The 19,751-nt window shown below is 60.3% G+C and carries 22 protein-coding genes, 1 tRNA gene and 1 pseudogene; 14 read left to right on the top strand and 10 right to left on the bottom strand.

The genetic code is table 11. From position 1 onward, the window contains the following. The first annotated feature begins 67 nt into the window (after positions 1 to 67). The gene (gene purB, locus EGH25_RS05350) at positions 68 to 1,405 is read left to right on the top strand and encodes an adenylosuccinate lyase (protein ID WP_266086615.1); all 1,338 of its coding nucleotides are present in this window, start codon (positions 68 to 70) and stop codon (positions 1,403 to 1,405) included. On the opposite strand, the gene EGH25_RS05345 is transcribed toward purB, so the two are convergent. Then, positions 1,406 to 2,449 (bottom strand): saccharopine dehydrogenase family protein, encoded by a 1,044-nt coding sequence (locus EGH25_RS05345; protein ID WP_266086614.1) that lies wholly within the window; start codon positions 2,447 to 2,449, stop codon positions 1,406 to 1,408. Positions 2,450 to 2,601: 152 nt separating this feature from the next. Between EGH25_RS05345 and EGH25_RS05340 the strand changes: the two genes are divergently transcribed. Both EGH25_RS05340 and EGH25_RS05335 read left to right on the top strand, forming a co-directional pair. Then, positions 2,602 to 2,832 carry a hypothetical protein gene (locus tag EGH25_RS05340; protein WP_266086613.1) on the top strand — a complete coding sequence of 77 codons (231 nt, stop codon included), beginning with the start codon at positions 2,602 to 2,604 and terminating at the stop codon, positions 2,830 to 2,832. Between the two features lie 103 nt (positions 2,833 to 2,935). After that, positions 2,936 to 3,721 carry an NAD+ synthase gene (locus tag EGH25_RS05335; RefSeq protein WP_266086612.1) on the top strand — a complete coding sequence of 262 codons (786 nt, stop codon included), beginning with the start codon at positions 2,936 to 2,938 and terminating at the stop codon, positions 3,719 to 3,721. 30 nt (positions 3,722 to 3,751) lie between these two features. Here the strand turns inward: EGH25_RS05335 and EGH25_RS05330 are convergent, their stop codons facing one another. Continuing rightward, positions 3,752 to 3,958: a cold-shock protein gene (locus tag EGH25_RS05330; protein ID WP_266086611.1), complete on the bottom strand. Its 207-nt coding sequence runs from the start codon at positions 3,956 to 3,958 to the stop codon at positions 3,752 to 3,754. 43 nt (positions 3,959 to 4,001) lie between these two features. Further along, a complete protein-coding gene (locus tag EGH25_RS05325) occupies positions 4,002 to 4,559 on the bottom strand; it encodes a uracil-DNA glycosylase (protein WP_266086610.1) in 558 nt (185 codons plus the stop codon). A 63-nt stretch (positions 4,560 to 4,622) separates the two neighbouring features. Between EGH25_RS05325 and EGH25_RS05320 the strand changes: the two genes are divergently transcribed. Genes EGH25_RS05320 through EGH25_RS05305 form a run of 4 tightly spaced genes read left to right on the top strand, consistent with a single transcriptional unit; the run spans position 4,623 to position 8,589 of the window. Beyond that, a complete protein-coding gene (locus tag EGH25_RS05320; protein ID WP_266086609.1) occupies positions 4,623 to 5,261 on the top strand; it encodes a hypothetical protein in 639 nt (212 codons plus the stop codon). 33 nt (positions 5,262 to 5,294) lie between these two features. After that, on the top strand, positions 5,295 to 6,245 hold the full coding sequence (locus EGH25_RS05315; protein ID WP_266086608.1) for an ArsA family ATPase: 951 nt from the start codon (positions 5,295 to 5,297) through the stop codon (positions 6,243 to 6,245). 48 nt (positions 6,246 to 6,293) lie between these two features. Continuing rightward, positions 6,294 to 7,949 carry a plastocyanin/azurin family copper-binding protein gene (locus tag EGH25_RS05310; protein WP_266086607.1) on the top strand — a complete coding sequence of 552 codons (1,656 nt, stop codon included), beginning with the start codon at positions 6,294 to 6,296 and terminating at the stop codon, positions 7,947 to 7,949. A 1-nt stretch (position 7,950) separates the two neighbouring features. Then, entirely contained in the window at positions 7,951 to 8,589 is a 639-nt protein-coding gene (locus tag EGH25_RS05305) for a PH domain-containing protein (protein WP_266086606.1), read from the top strand. A gap of 20 nt (positions 8,590 to 8,609) precedes the next feature. On the opposite strand, the gene EGH25_RS05300 is transcribed toward EGH25_RS05305, so the two are convergent. Further along, on the bottom strand, positions 8,610 to 9,470 hold the full coding sequence (locus EGH25_RS05300; RefSeq protein WP_266086605.1) for a hypothetical protein: 861 nt from the start codon (positions 9,468 to 9,470) through the stop codon (positions 8,610 to 8,612). Positions 9,471 to 9,514: 44 nt separating this feature from the next. Continuing rightward, positions 9,515 to 10,588 carry a PrsW family intramembrane metalloprotease gene (locus EGH25_RS05295; protein WP_266086604.1) on the bottom strand — a complete coding sequence of 358 codons (1,074 nt, stop codon included), beginning with the start codon at positions 10,586 to 10,588 and terminating at the stop codon, positions 9,515 to 9,517. Between the two features lie 125 nt (positions 10,589 to 10,713). Between EGH25_RS05295 and EGH25_RS05290 the strand changes: the two genes are divergently transcribed. After that, a complete protein-coding gene (locus tag EGH25_RS05290; RefSeq protein ID WP_266086603.1) occupies positions 10,714 to 11,274 on the top strand; it encodes a VOC family protein in 561 nt (186 codons plus the stop codon). Between the two features lie 438 nt (positions 11,275 to 11,712). Here the strand turns inward: EGH25_RS05290 and EGH25_RS05285 are convergent, their stop codons facing one another. Both EGH25_RS05285 and EGH25_RS05280 read right to left on the bottom strand, forming a co-directional pair. After that, the gene (locus EGH25_RS05285; protein WP_266086602.1) at positions 11,713 to 11,982 is read right to left on the bottom strand and encodes an FmdB family zinc ribbon protein; all 270 of its coding nucleotides are present in this window, start codon (positions 11,980 to 11,982) and stop codon (positions 11,713 to 11,715) included. A 42-nt stretch (positions 11,983 to 12,024) separates the two neighbouring features. After that, on the bottom strand, positions 12,025 to 12,453 hold the full coding sequence (locus EGH25_RS05280; protein WP_266086601.1) for a universal stress protein: 429 nt from the start codon (positions 12,451 to 12,453) through the stop codon (positions 12,025 to 12,027). A gap of 86 nt (positions 12,454 to 12,539) precedes the next feature. Here EGH25_RS05280 and EGH25_RS05275 point away from each other — a divergent pair, with 86 nt between their 5' ends. From EGH25_RS05275 to EGH25_RS05260, 4 genes are all read left to right on the top strand, one after another. After that, the gene (locus tag EGH25_RS05275) at positions 12,540 to 13,061 is read left to right on the top strand and encodes a pyridoxamine 5'-phosphate oxidase family protein (protein WP_266086600.1); all 522 of its coding nucleotides are present in this window, start codon (positions 12,540 to 12,542) and stop codon (positions 13,059 to 13,061) included. Positions 13,062 to 13,086: 25 nt separating this feature from the next. After that, positions 13,087 to 14,331 carry a glutamate dehydrogenase GdhB gene (gene gdhB, locus EGH25_RS05270; RefSeq protein WP_266086599.1) on the top strand — a complete coding sequence of 415 codons (1,245 nt, stop codon included), beginning with the start codon at positions 13,087 to 13,089 and terminating at the stop codon, positions 14,329 to 14,331. An 81-nt stretch (positions 14,332 to 14,412) separates the two neighbouring features. Beyond that, positions 14,413 to 14,583, top strand: a complete 171-nt coding sequence (locus EGH25_RS05265; protein ID WP_266086598.1) for a hypothetical protein — start codon at positions 14,413 to 14,415, stop codon at positions 14,581 to 14,583. A 2-nt stretch (positions 14,584 to 14,585) separates the two neighbouring features. Continuing rightward, complete coding sequence (locus tag EGH25_RS05260; protein WP_266086597.1) at positions 14,586 to 15,071, top strand: DUF3592 domain-containing protein; 486 nt, start codon at positions 14,586 to 14,588, stop codon at positions 15,069 to 15,071. Positions 15,072 to 15,199: 128 nt separating this feature from the next. Here the strand turns inward: EGH25_RS05260 and EGH25_RS12370 are convergent. The 3 genes and pseudogenes from EGH25_RS12370 to EGH25_RS05245 all read right to left on the bottom strand — a co-directional run. Continuing rightward, positions 15,200 to 15,313, bottom strand: a pseudogene (locus tag EGH25_RS12370) (IS5/IS1182 family transposase); the annotation flags it as partial. A 34-nt stretch (positions 15,314 to 15,347) separates the two neighbouring features. Next, positions 15,348 to 16,187 carry an IS5 family transposase gene (locus EGH25_RS05250; RefSeq protein ID WP_338071875.1) on the bottom strand — a complete coding sequence of 280 codons (840 nt, stop codon included), beginning with the start codon at positions 16,185 to 16,187 and terminating at the stop codon, positions 15,348 to 15,350. Between the two features lie 193 nt (positions 16,188 to 16,380). Next, positions 16,381 to 16,464 (bottom strand) — tRNA-Ser (locus tag EGH25_RS05245). Positions 16,465 to 16,543: 79 nt separating this feature from the next. Between EGH25_RS05245 and tgtA the strand changes: the two genes are divergently transcribed. Together tgtA and arcS are read left to right on the top strand one after the other, a co-directional pair. After that, a complete protein-coding gene (gene tgtA / locus EGH25_RS05240) occupies positions 16,544 to 17,968 on the top strand; it encodes a tRNA guanosine(15) transglycosylase TgtA (RefSeq protein WP_266086596.1) in 1,425 nt (474 codons plus the stop codon). Continuing rightward, on the top strand, positions 17,965 to 19,704 hold the full coding sequence (arcS, locus tag EGH25_RS05235; protein WP_266086595.1) for an archaeosine synthase subunit alpha: 1,740 nt from the start codon (positions 17,965 to 17,967) through the stop codon (positions 19,702 to 19,704). The genes tgtA and arcS overlap by 4 nt, the downstream gene beginning before the upstream one ends. Positions 19,705 to 19,751: the final 47 nt, after the last annotated feature.

Genomic DNA, 19,751 nt, shown 5'->3' with positions numbered 1-19,751 from the left:
CTCATAAATCGACCGCGTCGACGCGGGCATCCGCAACCCATTTGACGCGTCCCCGACGACGTGAACCATGGCTGTACACCCTATCGACTACCGTTACGGAACCGATGAGATGCGACAGGTCTGGTCGGAGGAGAACAAGCTCCGGCGTATGCTCGACGTGGAGGTGGCGCTCGCACGCGCCGAGGAGGCGACGGGCGACGTACCCGAAGGCGTCGCCGACGAGATAGCCGACGCCTCCAATGACGTGACGCTCGAACGCGTCAAGGAGATAGAGGCTGAGATACACCACGACGTGATGGCTGTCGTACGCGCCGTCGAGGAGAACTGCGACGACGCGACAGGCGCGGGCGAGTACATACATCTCGGTGCGACGTCGAACGACATCATAGACACGGCGGACGGTCTGCGTCTGCGCGAGTCGTGCGACATACTTGAGGAAGGTCTCGACGAACTCCTTGACGCTCTCGTAGAGAAGGCGGACGAGCACAAACGGACGGTCTGCGCGGGTCGGACGCACGGACAGGTCGGCGTTCCGACGACATGGGGACACCGTTTCGCAGTCTGGGCTTCGGAGGTCGACCGCCATCTCAACCGCCTCGACGGTGTACGCGAACGCGTTGAGGTGGGACAGATGTCGGGTGCGGTCGGTACACAGGCGTCGTTCGGGGATGATGCGCGCGAGATCTCACGCCGTACGATGGACGAACTCAACCTGACCGAGGAGGAGATATCGACGCAGGTAATCGCGCGCGACAGGCACGCCGAGTACGTCTCGTGGCTCGCCAACGTCGTCACGACCCTCGACAAGATATGCACCAACGTACGTAACATGCAACGTACGGAGGTCGCGGAGGTCGAGGAGGGGTTCGGCGACGAACAGGTCGGGAGTAGCACGATGCCCCACAAACGTAACCCGGTCAAGAGCGAGAACGTCTGCGGTCTCGCACGCGTCGTGCGTGGCTTCACCGAGACACAGATGCAGAACAACGTTCTGTGGGAGGAGCGCGACCTCACCAACTCGTCGGCGGAACGCGTCGTCTTCGCCGAAACCTCCGTACTCACCGACCACTGCGTAAAACGGACGACGAACGTGGTCGAGGATCTCGGATTCCACGACGACGAGATACGTGAGAACCTCGAAGCCCTCGACGGCGTAAACATGGCGGAGGCTGTTATGATGGAGCTTGCACGGCGCGGCTACGGACGCCAGAAAGGGCACGAGGCTGTACGACGCGCCGCGATGAGGGCGCACGACGAGGGTCTGACGATGAAGGAGTCTCTGATGCGGGACGACGAGATAAACGGATGGATAGACGAGGACGAACTCGAAACCCTACTCGACCCCGACGGCTACACGGGTACGTCGGTCGAACGCGTCGAGGAGGTCGTCGAACGTCTGAGCTAACTACTCGGTGTACTCCATCTCCACGCCGTCGAACCCCTGTACGAAGCCTGCACCGAAAGCCGTCGCGGGCGTCTGGTATCCCGCGTCCGCGTCATCGACACGTCTCAACGCCTCCGTCGCTGTCCGGGCTGTGAGTTCGTAGGGTTCAGGTGTACGTAGACACGCGGCGCGCCTGTCTTCCTCGCCACGTACCTCCGCCCACGCGTAGCCGCTCGCCGTGGCGCGCTCCTCCTCGTCGGGTCCCTCGGCGAGGCTGTCCGCAACCGTCTTCAGAAGGCTCTGGACGGGCTTCGTCCGCAGAAGAGACGCGGTGTAATGCGATGTCCGCGCGAGGAGACGCGCGGGACGAGGAAGGGCGACGTAGCACTCTATGTTTTCTGCACCCGTCGACCTGTACGCGGTCGTAACGTCCCCGAGAGGCATGCTCGTCGCCTCAACGTTGCCGCGCCCGTCACCGAAGTCGACGTGTCGCGTCTTCCACGCGGGCGGCACGTCTTCGAGAACGCCGTCACGCCGGACGACGCCGGACGACCCCAGACCCTCGACGACCGTACGCGCGGTTCCGGGGGAGATGGAGGTGAGTGAACGGACGGCGACGGCGGTGTAGTACGGCTCTTCGACCTCCTCCGCGACGGATGCGGCGAGGCAGTCGGTGGGTACGACATCGAAGCCCACACCCGGAAGGAGCGTAACCCCGGCGTCGCGCGCCTCTTCGTCAAGCGACGCGAGACGTTCGAAGACACCGACCTCGCCCGTTATGTCGAGGTAGTCGACGCCCTCAGCGAGACACGCGTCGACGAACGTCGGATGTGTCTTGGAGAAAGGTCCCGCGCAGTTGAGGACGGCGGCGGCGTCCTCTATACCCTCACGTACCTCGTCGGCTGTGTCAAGAGAGAAGACACGTCCGTCGAAGCCCGTTCTTTCGGTCTGTTCGTCTATCTTACCCCCGTCGCGTCCCGCGAGAACAACGTCGACGCCGCGTCTGTCGCACTCCTGAGCGACAAGCCTTCCCGTGTAGCCGTACGAGCCGTATACGAGTAACATGGGCGGTGTTGTCGTCCCGGCGGTATAATACAAACGGTCGCGCCGGTAGCCTTCGCCAAGCTTGTTCGGAAGGCGGAAGAGAGCCGTTTCACATTCTGTGTGACAGCTGTCTGACATAGATATAAGTACAAACACGAGTAAAATGAACCGTAATGGAGAACCCGAGAACCAGACGTGACACGCAGTTTGAGGAGATACTGCATGTCGTCGAATCCGAAGGGCTTCTCGGCGAGGATATGACGGCGAAGGAGATACACGAAGCCGTCGGAAACGACGCGTCAGTATCGAGTCCGCACGAGGTTGCGACCGTACTCGGCTACCACACCGACGACCCGGCGGTAGAGGTGGAGGAAGGCTCGCCCTACCGGTACAGGTTCGGCTGAACGCGCGTTTGCCCGTCGCCGTAGCAACAACACGTTCGAACAGCATGAAACGTCTTCGGGGTCAAACGAAGCCCTTATTCGGTGCGCGACCGTTGTTTCTTACATGCAGGTCGAAAAGAAACGCGTAGACGAGTATATACACGAGACGACGGATTTTATCGCCCGAAAGGTCGACGAAGCGGGCGCTGAGGGCGTCGTCGTAGGTCTGAGCGGCGGTATCGACTCGGCGACGGCGTCCGCGCTCGCCGTCGAAGCTCTCGGTGCTGACGCCGTACACGGACTCGTTATGCCAACCGGGGTCAGCGACGACGAGAACATGAGCGACGCGGAGAGACACGCACGCGACTTCGGTATAGGCTACGACGTCGTGGAGATACAGCCCGTGGTCGACGCCTTCCTCGACGGGCACCCCAACGGTGTGGACGACACGGAGGCGGTCGGAAACCTCGCGGCGCGCGTCCGTATGTGCTACAACTACCTCGTCGCCAACGAGGATTCGTTGCTCGTCCTCGGCACGGGCAACCGTTCGGAGATGCTCGTCGGCTACTACACCAAGTACGGTGACGGCGGCGTCGACATACTTCCCGTAGGCGGTCTGTACAAGACCGAGGTGCGCGAGGTTGCGCGCGAACTCGGCGTCTCGGAGGACGTTGTAGAGAAGACACCGACCGCAGGTCTCTGGGAAGGACAGACGGACGAGGAAGAACTCGGCGCTCCGTACGCCGATGTTGACGACTTCCTACGCGCGTACGTCGACGGAGACGCGTCGGTCGAAGAAGCAGGAGACTCCGCGGGGATCGGTGAAGAGACGGCGCGGAGGCTGGTGGATCTATACCAACGTTCGGAACACAAACGGAAGACTCCACCGTACCCCGGCTTCGGACGGTAGCCGTCCGGTCAGGGGGGCGGAGGCTCCGTCCTATACGCGTTCGAGGTTCTTCGCTCTGGGACCGTCGTCCGCTTCCTCTATCTCAAAGGTGACCTCCTCACCTTCTTCGAGGTCGGGTCCGCCAACGTCCTCCATGTGGAAGAAAACGTCGTCGTCCGCATCTTCGTCCGTATCGTTTCGCTCTATGAAACCGTAGCCCTTCCTGTCGTGGAAGAACTTAACCGTACCTTCTGTCATTGTCGACACGGGTTCTTAGAGTTTTCCGCATATAAGCTTTTTCCTACCGCTCAACCGCCTCGGCTACCTCGTCGGCGATAACATCGCGGAGTGACGGGTCGTACGTCGCCGCACCGACGTTGTAGGTTACGACGACCTCGGCACGGAACGTGAGAGTGTTGTACGTGTGACGCGTACCGTGTTCCTCCTCGACGGAGACGTCGCGTCCGAGGAGACGTTCGGCGACGACCTTTCCGAGCGCAACGATGGTTTCGGGATCGACGGCTTCGAGTTCGCGGTCGAAGAAACGCGCGCAACGGTCGAGTTCGTCGGCGCGCGGGTTACGGCTTTCGGGCGGGTAACACCGTGTCAGGTTGGTGAGGAAGACGTCTTGGCGCGTCTTGTCCGCGCGTTCGAGTGCGTCGTCGAGGACGTTCCCCGCCTCTCCCTGATACGGAAGACCGACCTTGTCGTCCTTGTAGCCCACCATCTTTCCGACGAGCATCGTGTCGGCGTCGGCGCTCCCTTGGTTCGGAACCGCCTGTGTCCTGTTCTCGTGGAGACGGCAACGCGTACATGAACGTATCTCGTCGTTGTGCTCGTCGATGTCCATGTCAGACATCCGTCGTCCAGCCGTATTATACACGGGGGAAAGGATTTAACGGTAGCCCTCTACGTCGGTTCCATGGAAGGAAAACATCTGAGCACGCCCGTGTCCGACGGCGAGGAGATACGTCTCGAAGACGCCATCACAGCGTACGAGGCGTGGTCGGACGACAAGGAGGCGTACGTCGAGACCGACGACCCCAGCGTTACGCACAACGGCTTCGAGAGCCTTCTCGCGGAGATGCGTAACTCAGGCGTAGAGATGGAGTCTGTGACGCTGTCGCGTCTAGTCGACCGTTTCTCATCCATAGACTCGCATATACTCAACGAGGACGAGGTACGGAGACTGATACGTAGGTACCCCGACGTGGCTTTCGACCGCGGCTGGGAGGACATTAACATAGAGACGGCGGATACGTCTGTCGACCTCGTCTTCCGGAGCGACGACGGCGACGAACTACTGCTGGTCGAGATCGCGTTCGAGACCAACCCTCGGCGCGCGCTCGGTAACCTCCTCTACAACCGCGAACGTTTCGACGAGCTGTTCCAAGGAGATGTCGGTATGTGTCTCGTCGCTCTTGAGGCGGACGACTACCTCCGCGGCGCGTGCGACATGTCCGACGTACTCCTCCTCGAACTCGGTCCTGAGGCGCTCATAAACCGCGTCGAGAGATCGGCTGACTGGGGCAACCTTCGTGGGCTGACGCTGTCGCCCTAATCTTCATACGTAGGGGTCTCATACGACGAAGAGATGACACAGTACATACTCTACGGAGGAAAGGGGGGCGTGGGCAAGACGACCTGCGCCGCCGCGACGGCGTACAAGCTTTCGCGCGAGGGCTACGACACGCTCGTCGTCTCCACCGACCCTGCTCATTCGCTCTCCGACTCGTTCGACAGTCCGGTCTCGTCCGAACCCGAAGAGATATACGATAGCCTCTGGGCTGTCGAGGTCGATCCCGAGGACGCCATGGAGGAGTACCGCGATACGATCGAGAGCGTCCCTGAGAAACTACTTGGCGGCGTGGGTTCGGGTCTGGGACTGGACACCGAGGAGGTCGGCGAAGGCATGGGCGGACTGTTCGACGACGCGATGGACGCGCCCGGAAGCGACGAGGCGGCGGCGATGTACAAGTTCATGGAGTACATGGATTCGGATAAGTGGGAGTACATAGTCTTCGACACCGCGCCGACGGGGCATACGCTCCGTCTCCTGCAGTTGCCCGAGGTCATGGACTCGATGGTCGGAAGGCTCGTCCGTATACAGTCACAGATACAGGGCGTCGTCGACTCGTTCAAAGGTATACTTGGCGGCGGCGACGAGGGCGTCGACGCCCAAGACAAGTTAGAGTCGCTCAAGGAACGTATAGAGCGCGTCCGCGCGAAGCTCATGGATCCCGACCATACCGACTTCCGTGTCGTCACCATACCGGAGAGCATGGCTGTCTTGGAGACACAGCGTCTCATAGAGCGCCTCTCGCGTTTCGGTATACCGGTCCGTACGGTCGTCGTCAACAAGGTGATGGAGGACGTGAACGAGGACTGTGAGTTCTGTCAGGACAGATGGGAGGTACAGCGTAAGAACATCGAGGACGCCGAGGAGATGTTCCGCGACCTCGAAATGATCAGACTTCCGTTGATGCGCGAGGAGGTGCAGGGCGTCGAGGCGCTCGAAAAGGTCGGCGAGAAGGTAGAGGGCTAAACCGTCGCTCTCGAAAAGTTTATTTTAGCCGGTGAGAGACATGAGTTGATGAAAAAGACGACCAGTTTCGCTATTTTCATAATCTTTCTTGCTATTACTGCCACGGCGGTAGGAACAGCATCGGCAACCAATCACAATACGGCTGATTATACTGGGCAGGATGAGGTAGTTATTGAAGTAGGTCCGGACGGTACATGGTCATTTGAACCTGAAAATGTCCAAATTAGTAAAGGTACTACCGTCATTTGGCAGGCTGAGTCCGCAGGTCATAATGTGGTTCACAATCCACAAAGCGGAGAACCGATTGAGTTCAGGAGTGGGAGTGAGTACGAAATCATGGAGGCTGGGGAAACTTTTCAGCACACATTTGACCAAACCGGGACATACAACTACATTTGTGAACCACATGAAAGCCAACAAACAGGTACAATCGAGGTAGTGGACAATACCGAGGACGACCAACAGTCGTCTACCACGCGTATTACCGACGTGGTGCCAAAACAAGAAACAGATACAGCTTCGGGAATTAACGATATAGAGGTTGGCGAGACAATGGTGGTGCGTGGTGTGACGAACAGACAGCCGAGTGAGACCGCTATTGTAGTTGAGGCGACAGAAGGACCGACGATAGCATCCGTACCGACGGCTGTTACTGATGACTGGGGTTCGGACGGAGAATGGAGCGTTGAGATGGATATATCGGAAGATGTTGAACCGGGACGGTACACGTTTCAGTCCGACGACGGGGATAGAATTGACGAAGCTACTGTGAACATAGTGGACCCCGCACCTGCGGAGTTCAACGTTGTTAGTGCCGACTTGCCTGATGAGGCGGAACCCGGCGAAAGAATCAGTATAGACGGTACGGTTAGAAACGTGGGTGACGAAAACACACAGCAGGGGGTTTCGTACCGGTTTGACGGTAGGGAAGTAAGCACGGACAGGATAACCTTGGATGGTGGGCAGTCAGAAGAAGTAAGCTTCTCGTATAGGATACCCTCATCCACTAACGACGGTACCTACACGCACGGAATCTACACCGACGACGACAGCAGTACATCTACTATTCGCGTTACTACGCCTCAGGAACCCGCGGAACTGGAGGTCAGTAGTTTCAGTCTACCGGGTGAGGCGGAACCGGGAGGGATAGTAAACGCCGAAGCGGAGGTGGAGAACATAGGAGACGAGTCGGCGAGCAGGTACATCGAATACAGGTTTGACGGGCAGACGAGGGACAGAGAGCGCGTTACTCTCAACGGAGGTGAAACCGGCACAGTAGACTTCTCCTACACCATACCCAGTTCGTTGGAAGATGGAGACTACGAGCAGTCTATCCACACCGGTGACTCTACTTCGAGACAGTCGATAACAGTACAGTCGAACGAGGAGCTTGAGGAGGACCTTGAAGCCGCCGATGACCCGGATGATGACGAAGGAACAGAGGATGAAACAGAACAGACACAAGGGACTCCGCAAGGTGGCGGAGGAAGCGCAACGGCTGACCTGTCGCCTGATTCCGACGGCGATAGTTCTGAACGTGAGAGTGGATTAATCACCACGCCGAACTGGGATGACAGAAAGCTCCTCCCCGGCGGAGCAAGCGTGCCGATTGACAACCTAAACAATCCGACGACGCTAACCGTTATGGGAATAGTCATCAGCGTACTCGGGATACTCCTACAGCTAACTATGATGAGGGTGTAACATGGATGTGAAAAGCTCCGGCGTAGTGAGTTCGGTTGTCGGTCTCACCTTCGCCCTTCCGGGTATCTTCGTGTACAGCCTGAACGACCCGTTCCCGAACGAAATCGGACTCCCGATATTCGGGTACGGAGCGTTCATCTTGCTCGTCGGCTGGTATGTGCATTTCATGGCTAACCCGTCGGTTCCAAACCTCCGAAGTGGAGAGGAGTTGCGCGAAAGGCGGAATCCCAGTCAGAAGGTGGCTTTCGCAAAGATGATTCTAAGCATCCCGTTTCTGTTGCTAACCGTCTCCCTGATGTTCTTCACCATGGTCGCGTATATCATCCCGTTAGTAACGTTTCTCATCGGTCTCTACCTCCTGTCGAGCGGTCTCGTTGAGTTCTGGAAGAACACTGTTACAGCGTACTTCATAACCGACAGGAGAATCATAGGCGTCTACAATTTCATTTCGTTGGACCGGAAGGAAATCAGACTGGAGAAAATACGCGGCGTAAGGGAGAAACGTTCGCCGATGCAGACACAGCTTGGAATAGGTAACGTCCACGTTGCGAGCGGAGCCGGTGGTGGCTCCCTCGCTATAGATATTAGAAACGTGGATGACTCCGGTAGGTTCGCCGATAAGCTAAGACAGTTGGCTTAGAGCGGCGAGAAGGTGGAGGGCTAAGGCAGAAGACCGTTGTCTCCGAGCGCTGCGCCCTCGACCGACCCCGGCGACTGGAGGTTCTCTATGATAAGACGTCTTCCTTCGCCCCTAACGGACATGTTCAGATCCTCAAGCCTTCCGTCCGAGTAGCTATAGTCTTCCTCGATCGTCTGTTCCACAGCCTGTTCGTCGGGTAGTATAGCGACCTCGACGAACGCCACGCGTCCGTCGCGCTCCTCGGAGAACTGGTAGACCGTGTTACCGACGCCGTAGTCGAACTGGACGGCGAGCGGTTCGCCCTGAGCGTACTCCGACAGACCGGGGATGATATCGCCCTCGTCCGCCTGTCTCGGCGCGTCGCCCGTCGCGGCGTTTATGACCTCCGTGGCGCTCGTTCCTTCGCGCCCGGTTCCGTCGTTTCCGACGATGACGAAATCTTCCGACGCCGCGAGTTCGACGCCCTCGCCGTCGACGTTCCCTCCCGCTACGGTGAAGCCGGCGTACTCCGATACCTCGGAGTCAGGGAATACGTCGCCGGGGGAGACGTCGAAGGCACCCGTGTAAGCCTCAAACTCGCTCCCGCCGGTCGCCGACATCATCGCGTCGATGTCAGCGTACGGCACCGTCGTCTCTCCGAAGAGGCTTCTCTCCTGCCCGTCGCGTGAAAGCCCCGTAAGTTCACGCGTCGCGCCGAGATCGAAGTAGCCCACGAGCCTGTACTCGCCCGCGGGTAACCACGTCGTGTATCCGAACTCGGCGGCTTGGGGCTGATCGTTGGTGTCCTCCTCCTCACCTCCGTCACCGAGGCATCCGGCTACGCCCGTCGCACCGACGGCGGTGGAGACGGCGGCGAGCCTCACGAACCTTCTGCGTTCCATGGGAGAGAATGATTACGGCGGTATATACGCTCTGCGTCTCCGCGTCAGCGCAGGAGGGAGACGAGGGTGCCGATAGCCGTCGACGCGAGGGGCGACGGTGTGTCGTTGTCGTCGTCTGTCGATGGCTCCGGATCTTCGGGTACGGGAAGCCCGTGTTCGGCGTAGGCGCGTCTGTACCGACGGACGAGGCGTTCGAGTAGGAGCCAGATCCCGATGTAGAACGTCAGGAGGAAGACGGCGTAGACCACCGTCGAGGCTGTGCTAACGGGAACCGAGACGGCGATGCTCTCGGCGAGCGCGCCCCTGTAGGTCACGAACATGTTGTACGTCGCGTGGAGGGCGGTGGCGATGATCACGCCCTTGAGGACGACGGGTACGGTGTAGTCGGGCGTCGTCTTCGCAAGACCGAGGAAGTAGCCCGCGATCGCCGACCAGATGACATGTGCGGGACCGACGCCTGCGCGTGCGACGAGTGTACCGAGGAACGGCGACGTGGTGAAGATACCGTCGCCGACAATGTAGAGCGCGTTCTCGGCGGTGGCGAAGCCGAGTGCGGCGAACGCACCGTACGCCGCGCCGTCGATAGCGCCGCGGAAAAGACGCGAGTCGTACCCGCTCAGGTAGACGGCTGTTAGCTTCACCGTCTCCTCAACGGGTCCGACGAACAGGAAGAAGAACAGCGCGGTTCCCGCAGGGAGTGCGACGAACCACGACTGCGCCGCCGTGTTGAGGACGTACGCCAGACCACAGAAGAGGACGCCGAGGACGTACGATGAAGCGACGCCGAACGAGAACGTCCTGTCGAGTGGGTTCGACTCCCAGACGTAGACGGCGACGAGTAAAGCGGGTATGAGCGAGACGAGCGTGAAGACGCCGACCAACGGGCTGAGGAACATACCCGCGACGGCGACGGAGACGTTGCTGACCACCACGACGGCTACGGCGGCTACGGCAACGTAACGGAGGTTGCCGCGAACCGCCGTGTAGACGCCGATTAAGAGACGGTCGAAGACCGACGTCGGCTTCCATATAAAAGCCCCTTCGGCGTCCTCCGTCTCAGCCGTATCTGTGTCAGGAGCAGATGTGTCCAAGGTAGCCCCGGACTTACTGTTACTCATGTATTACGACCTTGTTTAGCGTACCTCATAAGAGACAGTCCGAGTTTATCGTATCTGATAATAGAGGGTGCGCGTAGAGGGAGAGGATACGCAACCGTTTTGTCGGGAGGGCGAGAGACGAAGGTATGACGGACGACCCGACACCTCTCCCGACGGCGACGAACGTCCACCATATCGGCGTTACCGTACCCGACCTCGACGAAGCCGTGGGCTTCTTCACCGACTGTCTCGGAGCACGCGAACTGTACCGCAAAGGACCTTTCGGCGACGACGGCGACGCGATGGAACGCAGACTCGGTGTTCATCCCGACGCGACCGCCTCGCTCGCCATGCTCCGTTTAGGTCCGACCGCCAACCTCGAACTTTTCGAGTGGGACGCCCCCGACGCCGACGGCGAAACACCGCGTCTTTCGGACACCGGCGCGACGCATATCGGTATACAGGTCGATGACGTAGACGAAGCCACGGCGGCGGTCGAGGCACGCGACGACGCGACGGTTCTCGACCAACCCCGTACGAACGGCTCAGGACCGACCGCGGGTATGCGGTACGTCTTCTTCCGGACGCCGTGGGGCGGATACGTCGAACTCGTAGAGGAACCCGACGGTATGCCGTACACCGAGGAGTCCGACGACCGTCTGTACGGCTCCGCGCCGTCGTGGAGCCACCGTCCCGACGGCGAGTGAAGACAGGTGAAGATGGATCGAGAGTTATCAAACGTGATAAGAGCGGATCGTCGGAATGATAATGATGGATCGTTGAGGGCGGTAGAGACGGATCGTTGGGGAGTGATAACGAAGGACCCTTAGGGTGTCTAAGGAAGGTTTCTCAGGAAGTGTTCTTACGAAAGGCGATGACGGATCGGTAACGGACGGCGCGGGTTACTCGGTGTCTCCGAGGAACCTACGCGCGACGACGACGGCGACGGCGAGTCCGAAGATCAGGACGGCTACGAACCCCATGGCACCGCCGGGGAACGCCTCGAAGCTCAAGCCGACGCCCCCGTTGGCTCAGAACACGCACGGACGGATTCTTTCGGCGTCCTTACGGCTCCGTCGTGGCTTGTCTGCGGCATCTGTTGAGGTTCATAGTTACCGACCGTAATAAATCCGACGGGTGAAGCCCTAACCGCCGATGAACTCGAACTCGTATTCGTAGTCTGTCGGCTTGACGGGTGCGAAGACGCTTGTCGAGACGACGAGAAGACCGATGATTATGATTACGAGACCGAAGTAGAGGTATAGCTGTGTGAGGAGTGAACCCGCGAAGACGACCGCCGCGCCGAGCTTACGTATCTCGAACGCGGGGTAGTTGCCGCATTCGGGGCATTCGAGCGAGTCCTCCGGAACCGACCTGCCGCACGACGCGCAGGTGGGGTTCTCGGGGTCGGTCATCGGTGGCGGTAAGCGGTGCGAGGATATACGTCTTTGGAAACCTCAACGCACGACGGTGACGGGCGTGGGCGACCGCCGTGTCACGTTCTCGGCGACGCTTCCGAGGAGTACGCGCGAAGCGCCGGTACGTCCGTGGCTTCCCATAACGACGCGGTCGATCGGGTTCTCATCGGCGTACGTGACTATCTCGCGCGCGGGTTCGCCGACTGCGTGCGCCTTCTCGGCTCCGAAGCCGCGTTCCTCCGCCTCGTCCGCGAAGCCACCGAGGTACTCGTCGGCGACAGCCTCGGCGTAGCCGTCGTCTCCGGGTGAGAGGGCTACGGATGCACCGGGTAGATGTCCGGGGTCGCCGGGACGCGTCACGTGTAGGAGCGTAAGACGGGCTTCGTCGGCGTCGAGATGGCTGACCGCCCATTCGAAGGCTTTACGCGCCTGTTCCGAGGCGTCGAGAGGGAGTAAGACGTGTTCCATGGTCGGGTTTGTCGCGCGCGTCTTAATACTCTGACGCCATGCACCGCGTCGGAAGGTATATTCCTCCGGGTACGGTAACTAACCCGATGGATGATACGGCGGGTGACAGTGGGAGTGACGCCCTCCTCGACGTTATGCGTATGTCGAAGGAGGAGCGCGACGCCTTCCTGAACGACCACGGAACGGCTGTTCTTTCACTGGCTCGCGGGGACGAGGCGTACTCGATCCCCGTTTCGTACGGCTACGAAGCCGACGAAGGTCTCTTCTGTATAATGCTCGGTTACGCGTCGGATAGCCGTAAGAGACGGTGGGTCAACGACACCGAAACCGCGACACTCGTCGTCCACGGTATGGAGGAGGACGGCGAGGCGGACAGCGTCGTCGTCAGAGGCGGTCTGGTAGAGGTGGACGACGAGACAGCGTGTTACGAGGCGTTCTCCAACAACGCCGAGTTTACGGTGCTACACGAGTCCGGCTCTTTCGTCGAGAACACGGAGTTCGTCGTCTACCGTTTCGACGTGGAAACCGTCGAAGGCAGAAAGTTCGAACACGACGCACCCGAGGGTATCGTGGACGAAGGCGTCGGGTTCGCGCCTTCACAGGATTGATACGCCGGCGTCCGTAACTTCGGTCATGACCGAAACCGCGACAGAACGCGCAACGCGGCAGTTAGAGAACGCCGCGGGCTACGTCGACGTAGACGAAACCGTCGTCCGGCGTCTGAAGCATCCCCAGAGGACGCACAGGATGACGATGCCTTTCGAGCGCGACGACGGAACCGTTGAGATGGTTGAGGCGTACCGTGTCCAGCACGACGACGTGCGAGGTCCGTACAAGGGAGGTCTACGTTACTCGCCTCATGTGACACGTGACGAGGCGACGGGTCTCGGTATGTGGATGACGTTCAAATGCGCAGTCGCAGACGTGCCTTTCGGCGGCGCAAAAGGCGGCGTGAAGATCGACCCGCGCGAGCTATCGGACGAAGAACACGAACGTCTCACACGTAGACTGACGAAGAGCCTCAGGCGTTACATAGGCACCAACTTCGACATACCCGCGCCCGACATGGGGACGAACGCGCGGACGATGTCTTGGATAATGGACACCTACAGCGTCTACGAGGACGAAACCGTCCGGGGTATCGTGACGGGAAAGTCGCCGGATGTCGGAGGTATACACGGTAGGGAGGAGGCACCCGGTGTCGGTGTCTCCGTGGTCACGCAACGCGCGCTCGAATACTACGGAAACGACGTTGAGGACGTTACGGTGGCGGTGCAGGGGTACGGTAGCGTGGGCGCGAACGCGGCGCGCCATCTCGACGACGCGGGCGCTAACGTCGTCGCCGTCTCCGACGCAGAGGGCGGCGTGTACGACCCCGACGGTCTGCCGACGCACGAGATACCTTCGTACAACGAGAATCCGGGCGCTGTCACCAGGTACGATGCACCGGTTGTCACGAACGGCGAGCTACTGACGCTCGATGTCGACGTTCTGATCCCCGCGGCGGTAGGCGGTGTCATAACCGCGGATAACGCCGACCGTGTTCAGGCGGATATCGTCGTCGAGGGTGCGAACGGGCCCACGACCTCCGAGGGCGACGGTATACTGAACGAACGCGGCGTCCCTGTCATACCCGACATACTCGCAAACGCGGGCGGCGTGACAGCCTCCTACTTCGAATGGCTCCGCGGACGCAACCGCAGAAAATGGCCCCTCGAAAAGGTGATACGTGAACTCGAAGAAGAGATGAACGCGTCGTGGCAGGACGCAGTCGAGGAGTACGGAAGGCTCGACGGAGCATCGTGGCGCGACGCGTGCTACGCCGTCGCCCTCAGACGCCTCGGAAAGGCGTACGAGGAACGCGGACTCTGGCCCTGAAAACGGGCGGACGTTTCGTTAACCCAAACGGGCGTTTGAGCTTACGTCACGTATATACTCCGAGGACGTATTCTTGACCACATGGAGAAAGAGACGCACAGGAGAAGGACGGATACCGAACAGGTACCGAACGACGGCTCGTTGAGCTGTAGTTCGGACAACACACGCGTTTCGCTCGGCGAAGCTTCCGACGAACCTCTGAACAGGCTTGCGGAGTGGAGAAGACGCGAGAGGGACGGGATTCCGAGGTAGAGATGGCGCGTGTATCGGTCGGGGACAAGGTTAGTTCGTTGGTCGCCTTGGCTGTTCTCGTGGTAGGTTTGGGGATCGCGGGCGTCGGCGCGTACGACTACGTCGGTCAGTCGACGGCGGTCGAGAACGCGGTTACGGTCGAAGCGACAGTAACAGAGACGGAGGTAACGGAGGTCTCCAAGAGACGCGGAGGGACGGAGTACGACCCTGACGTCCGTTTCAGGTACACGTACGAGGGCGAGAGGTACGTTTCGGAGAACCTGTTTCCGGCGACCGTAACACCCGACTACGGGACGCGCGAGGAAGCCGAGTCCGTCTTGGAGGGGTACGGGACGGAAGCGACGACTGAGGCGTACGTCAACCCCGAGTCGCCGGAGGAGGCGTTCCTCAAGAACGAGACGACGAAGACGCCGCTTACGGTAGCCGTCATGGGATTGTTCATGGGTCTATTAGGCGGTACATCCTTCGTTAAGTCGTTCAAACGGTAGTTCATACGGACGGCGTAGGAACAGCCTTGGACCCGGCGGACATCTGAAGTGAGTTGCTGACCCCGGTTCGCCCAGTTAGGCTCTATTACAACACGCTGCCCTATAGGATCGCCACAAGGCATTTGAATTCATGATTCCACGGATCTTTTGATGTTATAAACAGCTGATCTGAGGATTGTTTCTCTGAATTCACGATGCCACAGCCTCGCCCGAACAGCGTTACCGAGAGTGCGTTTTATCGAAGTGCCCTGTAGGATCGCTATAGGGCGTTGGAAATCATGATTCCGCGGATTTTTTGATGTTGTAGACAGCGGCTTTGAGAATCATCTCTCTAAACTCACGGTGCCATAGCCTCGCCCGAACAGCGTTACCAAGAGTGCGTTTTATTGAAGAGAAGGCTGTTTCGGACATCCAGCGTTGGTTGTAGTCGTCATCGTTCATCCGGCTGTTGTGAGCCTTGTCGAGGTGCGTGAACTCACGGTGTTTGAGCAAGGGACGGACTCCGCGTGAGCGGAGTTCGTCCCGTAGCTTCTTCCAGTCGTAGCCCTTGTCGGCGGCTACGGAGGTCATCTTTTCGAGGTTTCTCTTCACGACCTGTTCACCTATCTGAGTATCGTGCTTCTTCGAGGTTGTACAGTGCAGATCAACAACGGATAGGGTGTCAACGTCAACGAGTACGGTGACTTTGAGCGACCTTACGGTGTAGTTGGCACGCTGACAGTAGTGTTTGCTAGCTCTGTCTCGGTCGAAGCCGGTGCTGTCAATAGCCACTCTTCTTTCGTTTTTCTCGGGCGAAGACAGCCGGAGGAGTAGACGTATCACCCTCATCTTGATTTCGCCGAACCAGTCACAGAAGGTCGTGTAGTGTGGGAGATCGGTCGTATCGAGACCGATCTCCCCTGTTATTCGTGGCATCTCCTTCAGGTAGTCTATGCTCGTTCGGTAAGACTTCTCCATGTGCAGACGTAGACAGTGAAGCGACACCATCGCCCACTCCGCGAACCCGCCTCCCCCACGGGGGTTGTCGCAAATCGGAGATTTGCGTACATCCAGAAATCTTTGATTTCTGAATACGGCGGGTTCGCTCGCATCATCGACATCGTGAACGAAGTTCACGAGCCTCGAAGCTCCGCTTCGAGACAATACTTTTAGCTAGCCGTACGCACCTCTCTGTGAAGCGGCGTATGTTGCTTTCCATAACCAACCCGTCGCTTCACTCTCACTAAAATCGCTCCATTCCCGCTACGTCTAGTGATCCTACAGAGCAGAAGATGCTTAGTTTATTTGAGGGTTAAACTGTTGCGTAAGACGCCGAGGGAGGGATTTGAACCCTCGAGGCTTGACGCCACACGCTTTCCAGGCGCGCGCCTTGGCCAGGCTAGGCTACCTCGGCTCGTGGGTTCGTATGAGCGTCCCCGTCGAAAAGCTTGCGTTTCACAAGCTACAAACGGCGGTGCGACGAACCCGATGTAATGAGTAGATTCGAGATAGATGCGAAGGATGCGATGGGGCGCGTCGGAAGCTTGGAGCTGGGCGGGAGGACGGTAACGACCCCCGCGCTCATGCCCGTCGTTAACCCTCATCTGCACAAGCCCGACCTGTCGGAGGCGGATATCGTTATCACCAACTCGTACATCATCTACACCGGAGATTCGCACGACGAGGCTGTCAAGGACGGTGTCCGTTCGGTCGTCGGTGAGGGGTTCGACGGCGTCGTTGTCACGGACTCGGGTTCGTACCAGATGAGCGTCTACGGTGACGACGAGGTCGATGTCTCGAACCGCGAGATACTGGGGTTCCAGCGCCGTATCGGTACGGATATAGCGACACCGCTCGACGTGCCGACGCCGCCCGATGCGGCGCGCGAAACGGCTGAGGGGGATGTCGAAACGACCGCCGAACGCGTGCGTGAGGCTGTGGAACTCTACGAGGGCTACGGCGACGCGCCCGCCCTGAACGCTCCGGTACAGGGAAGCACCTACGACGACCTGCGCGAACGGTCGGCGCGTGAGGCTTACACTGCCGGAGCGGACGTCTACCCCGTGGGTGCCGTCGTCCCTCTCATGTCCGACTACCGTTTCGGTGACCTCGTGGATACCGTCGTCGCCGCAAAACGCGGCTTGGGCGCTGACGCACCCGTCCATCTCTTCGGCGCGGGGCATCCCATGGTCTTTGCGCTCGCAGTCGCGGTTGGATGCGACCTTTTCGACTCCGCCGCCTACGCTCTGTACGCCGAGGAAGGGCGGTACATGACGCCCGAAGGAACGGTTCAGGTGGACGACCTCGACGAACTACCGTGTGCCTGTTCCGTCTGTCGCGGCGCGAGTGGGGATAAGCTTGGCTTCGAGGCTCTCGCACAGCACAACCTCAACGTGTCGTTCGCCGAGATGCGCCGCGTGCGCGAGGCGGTTCGCGCCGGAAACCTTCTCGAACTCGTCGAGACGCGTTGCCGTGCCCATCCCGACCTACTCGACGGTCTACGCCGACTCGGAGCGCACGCCGAGACTGTCGAAAGGTACGACCCGGCTTCGAAGTCGTCGTTCTTCTACCTCGGCAACCCGCGCCGTCCTGAGGTCGTCCGCCATCACCAACGTCTCGACCGTCTCGAACTCGGAGACGATACACTCGTTACGGCGGGAAGGGCGCGCGGACGTGATCCGCTCCTCCTGCGTCCGCCCTTCGGACCCTTCCCTCTCGAACTCGCAGAGACGTACCCGCTCAACGCCGAGACGCCCGAAGACCCCGACGACGACGCCGTCGACAGCGCCTTACGCGGCGTCGAACGTCTCGTGTCGCTCAACCCCGACGCGACGGTGACGCTCGAACACCCCGGATGGACGCATCCACGTCTCGACTCTCTGCGTGACAAAGGCGTACGGACGGAGGTGTACGGATGACGCGTTACTTTGAGGTCGTCGACCGTGACGGTACGGCACGTCTCGGCGAACTCCGTCTCGATGAGCCACGTACGACGCCCGCCCTCGTCGGCGATGTACTCGAAGACTACGGGAGCCTGTGGAGCGACGAACGCGACGCGCCCACGGAGGGCGACGCGTCGAAGGTCACCGTCCTCCCGCACCGCGCCGCTCCGCCCGGAACGCCGTCGGAGGTCGTCGATGAGAAACAGCCCTCGCCGTCCGAACGCGACTTCCCGACCGCCGCCGTTGTGAGCGCCGAGAAGCCCGAACCGTCGGGTCACGACGTCTACGTCCTCACGGGTGTCCGCGGCGGTAGCTCGCGCGATATCGTCGACGCCGTCAAGAGGGCGCGCGGGACTCTCGAACCCGACTCGGCGCTTTTCCTACCTGCCTCGGCGACGCCGCGTAACGTAGCGACGCTCGCCTACCTCGGATTCGACGTCTTCGACGAGGATCACGCCGTCGTCTCAGGAAAAGGCGGGACGTACATGACGCGTGAGCTTGAGGTCGGAACCGAAGAACTCGGCGAACTCCCGTGCGCGTGTAACGTCTGCGCCGGCGCGTCTCCCGACGAACTCGGACGCGACGAGATAGCGCGCCATAACGTCAACGCCCTACGCGCCGAACTCGCAAACGTACGTGACCGTATACGTAACGGACGCCTTCGCGACTACGTCGAGGGGCAGATGCGCGCGTCGCGGTGGCAGGTCGAGGCTGTCCGTCTCCTCGACGGAACCGAGTACACGGAGAGACGCGCACCCGTCGCGCGCCGTACCGACACGGCGACAAACTCCGCCGAGTCTCTCGACCGCGCTGAGATACGCCGTTTCGCGCGCCGCGTCGTCGAGCGTTACCGCGCGCCCCGCGGCGACACCGCCGTCCTCCTGCCGTGTTCCGCAGGGAAGCCTTACTCTCAGTCGCGTTCCCACTCCGACTTCCGTGACGCGATAAGCCGACGCGCCCACGAGGTCGTCGTCACCTCCCCCCTCGGCGTCGTCCCGCGTGGACTCGAAAACGTCTACCCTGCGGCGCATTACGACACGCCCGTAACGGGACGGTGGACGCCGACCGAGGTAGAGTTCGTCGGCGGCGTTCTCGCCGACTACCTGCGCGAGAACACGTACGACCGTATCGTGGCGCACGTCGAGGAACAGGGGTACGGCGATGTCGTCGAACAAGCCGTCGGCGAGACGGGTGTGGATGTCGAACGAACGGTACCCGACGGCGCGCATCCTACGGACGACGAGTCGCTCGACGCTCTCCGTGAGGCTCTCGACGGCGAGGAGGGCGTCACGCGCAGTGACGAGAAACGCGCCTACGTCCGCGCGACCGCCGACTACCAGTTCGGTCGCGGAGCGGGCGACATCCTCAACGACGCGTACGTCGAGGGGCGTCTGCCGCGCCTCCGTCTCGTGCGCGAATCCGACGACGAACATCTCGCCACGCTCACGCCGGGGTACGGTACGCTTGCCGTATCCGTCGAGGGCGCGCGCGAACTCGGCGCTTCGCACGTCGAGATAGACGACTTCTCGCCGGAGGGAAGCGTCCTCGCGCCGGGTGTCGTCGACGCGGACGACGGTATACGTGTCGGCGACGACGTTCTTTTCGAGGGACCGAGTGCCGTGGGCGTCGGACGCGCGCGTATGCACGACGACGAGATGCGGCGCTCGTCGCGCGGCGTCGCCGTCAGCGTCAGACACTCGTCGGACAGATAGGCGTTTTGCCAGAAAGCATAAGTTCACGTTCTGAGTACTCTAACGTA

The sequence above is a fragment of the Halorutilus salinus genome (assembly GCF_026242195.1).
Lineage (GTDB): Archaea > Halobacteriota > Halobacteria > Halobacteriales > Halorutilaceae > Halorutilus > Halorutilus salinus.
Note: the sequence above shows the minus strand (reverse complement) of the source record. Positions and strands in the feature narration are given on the sequence as shown.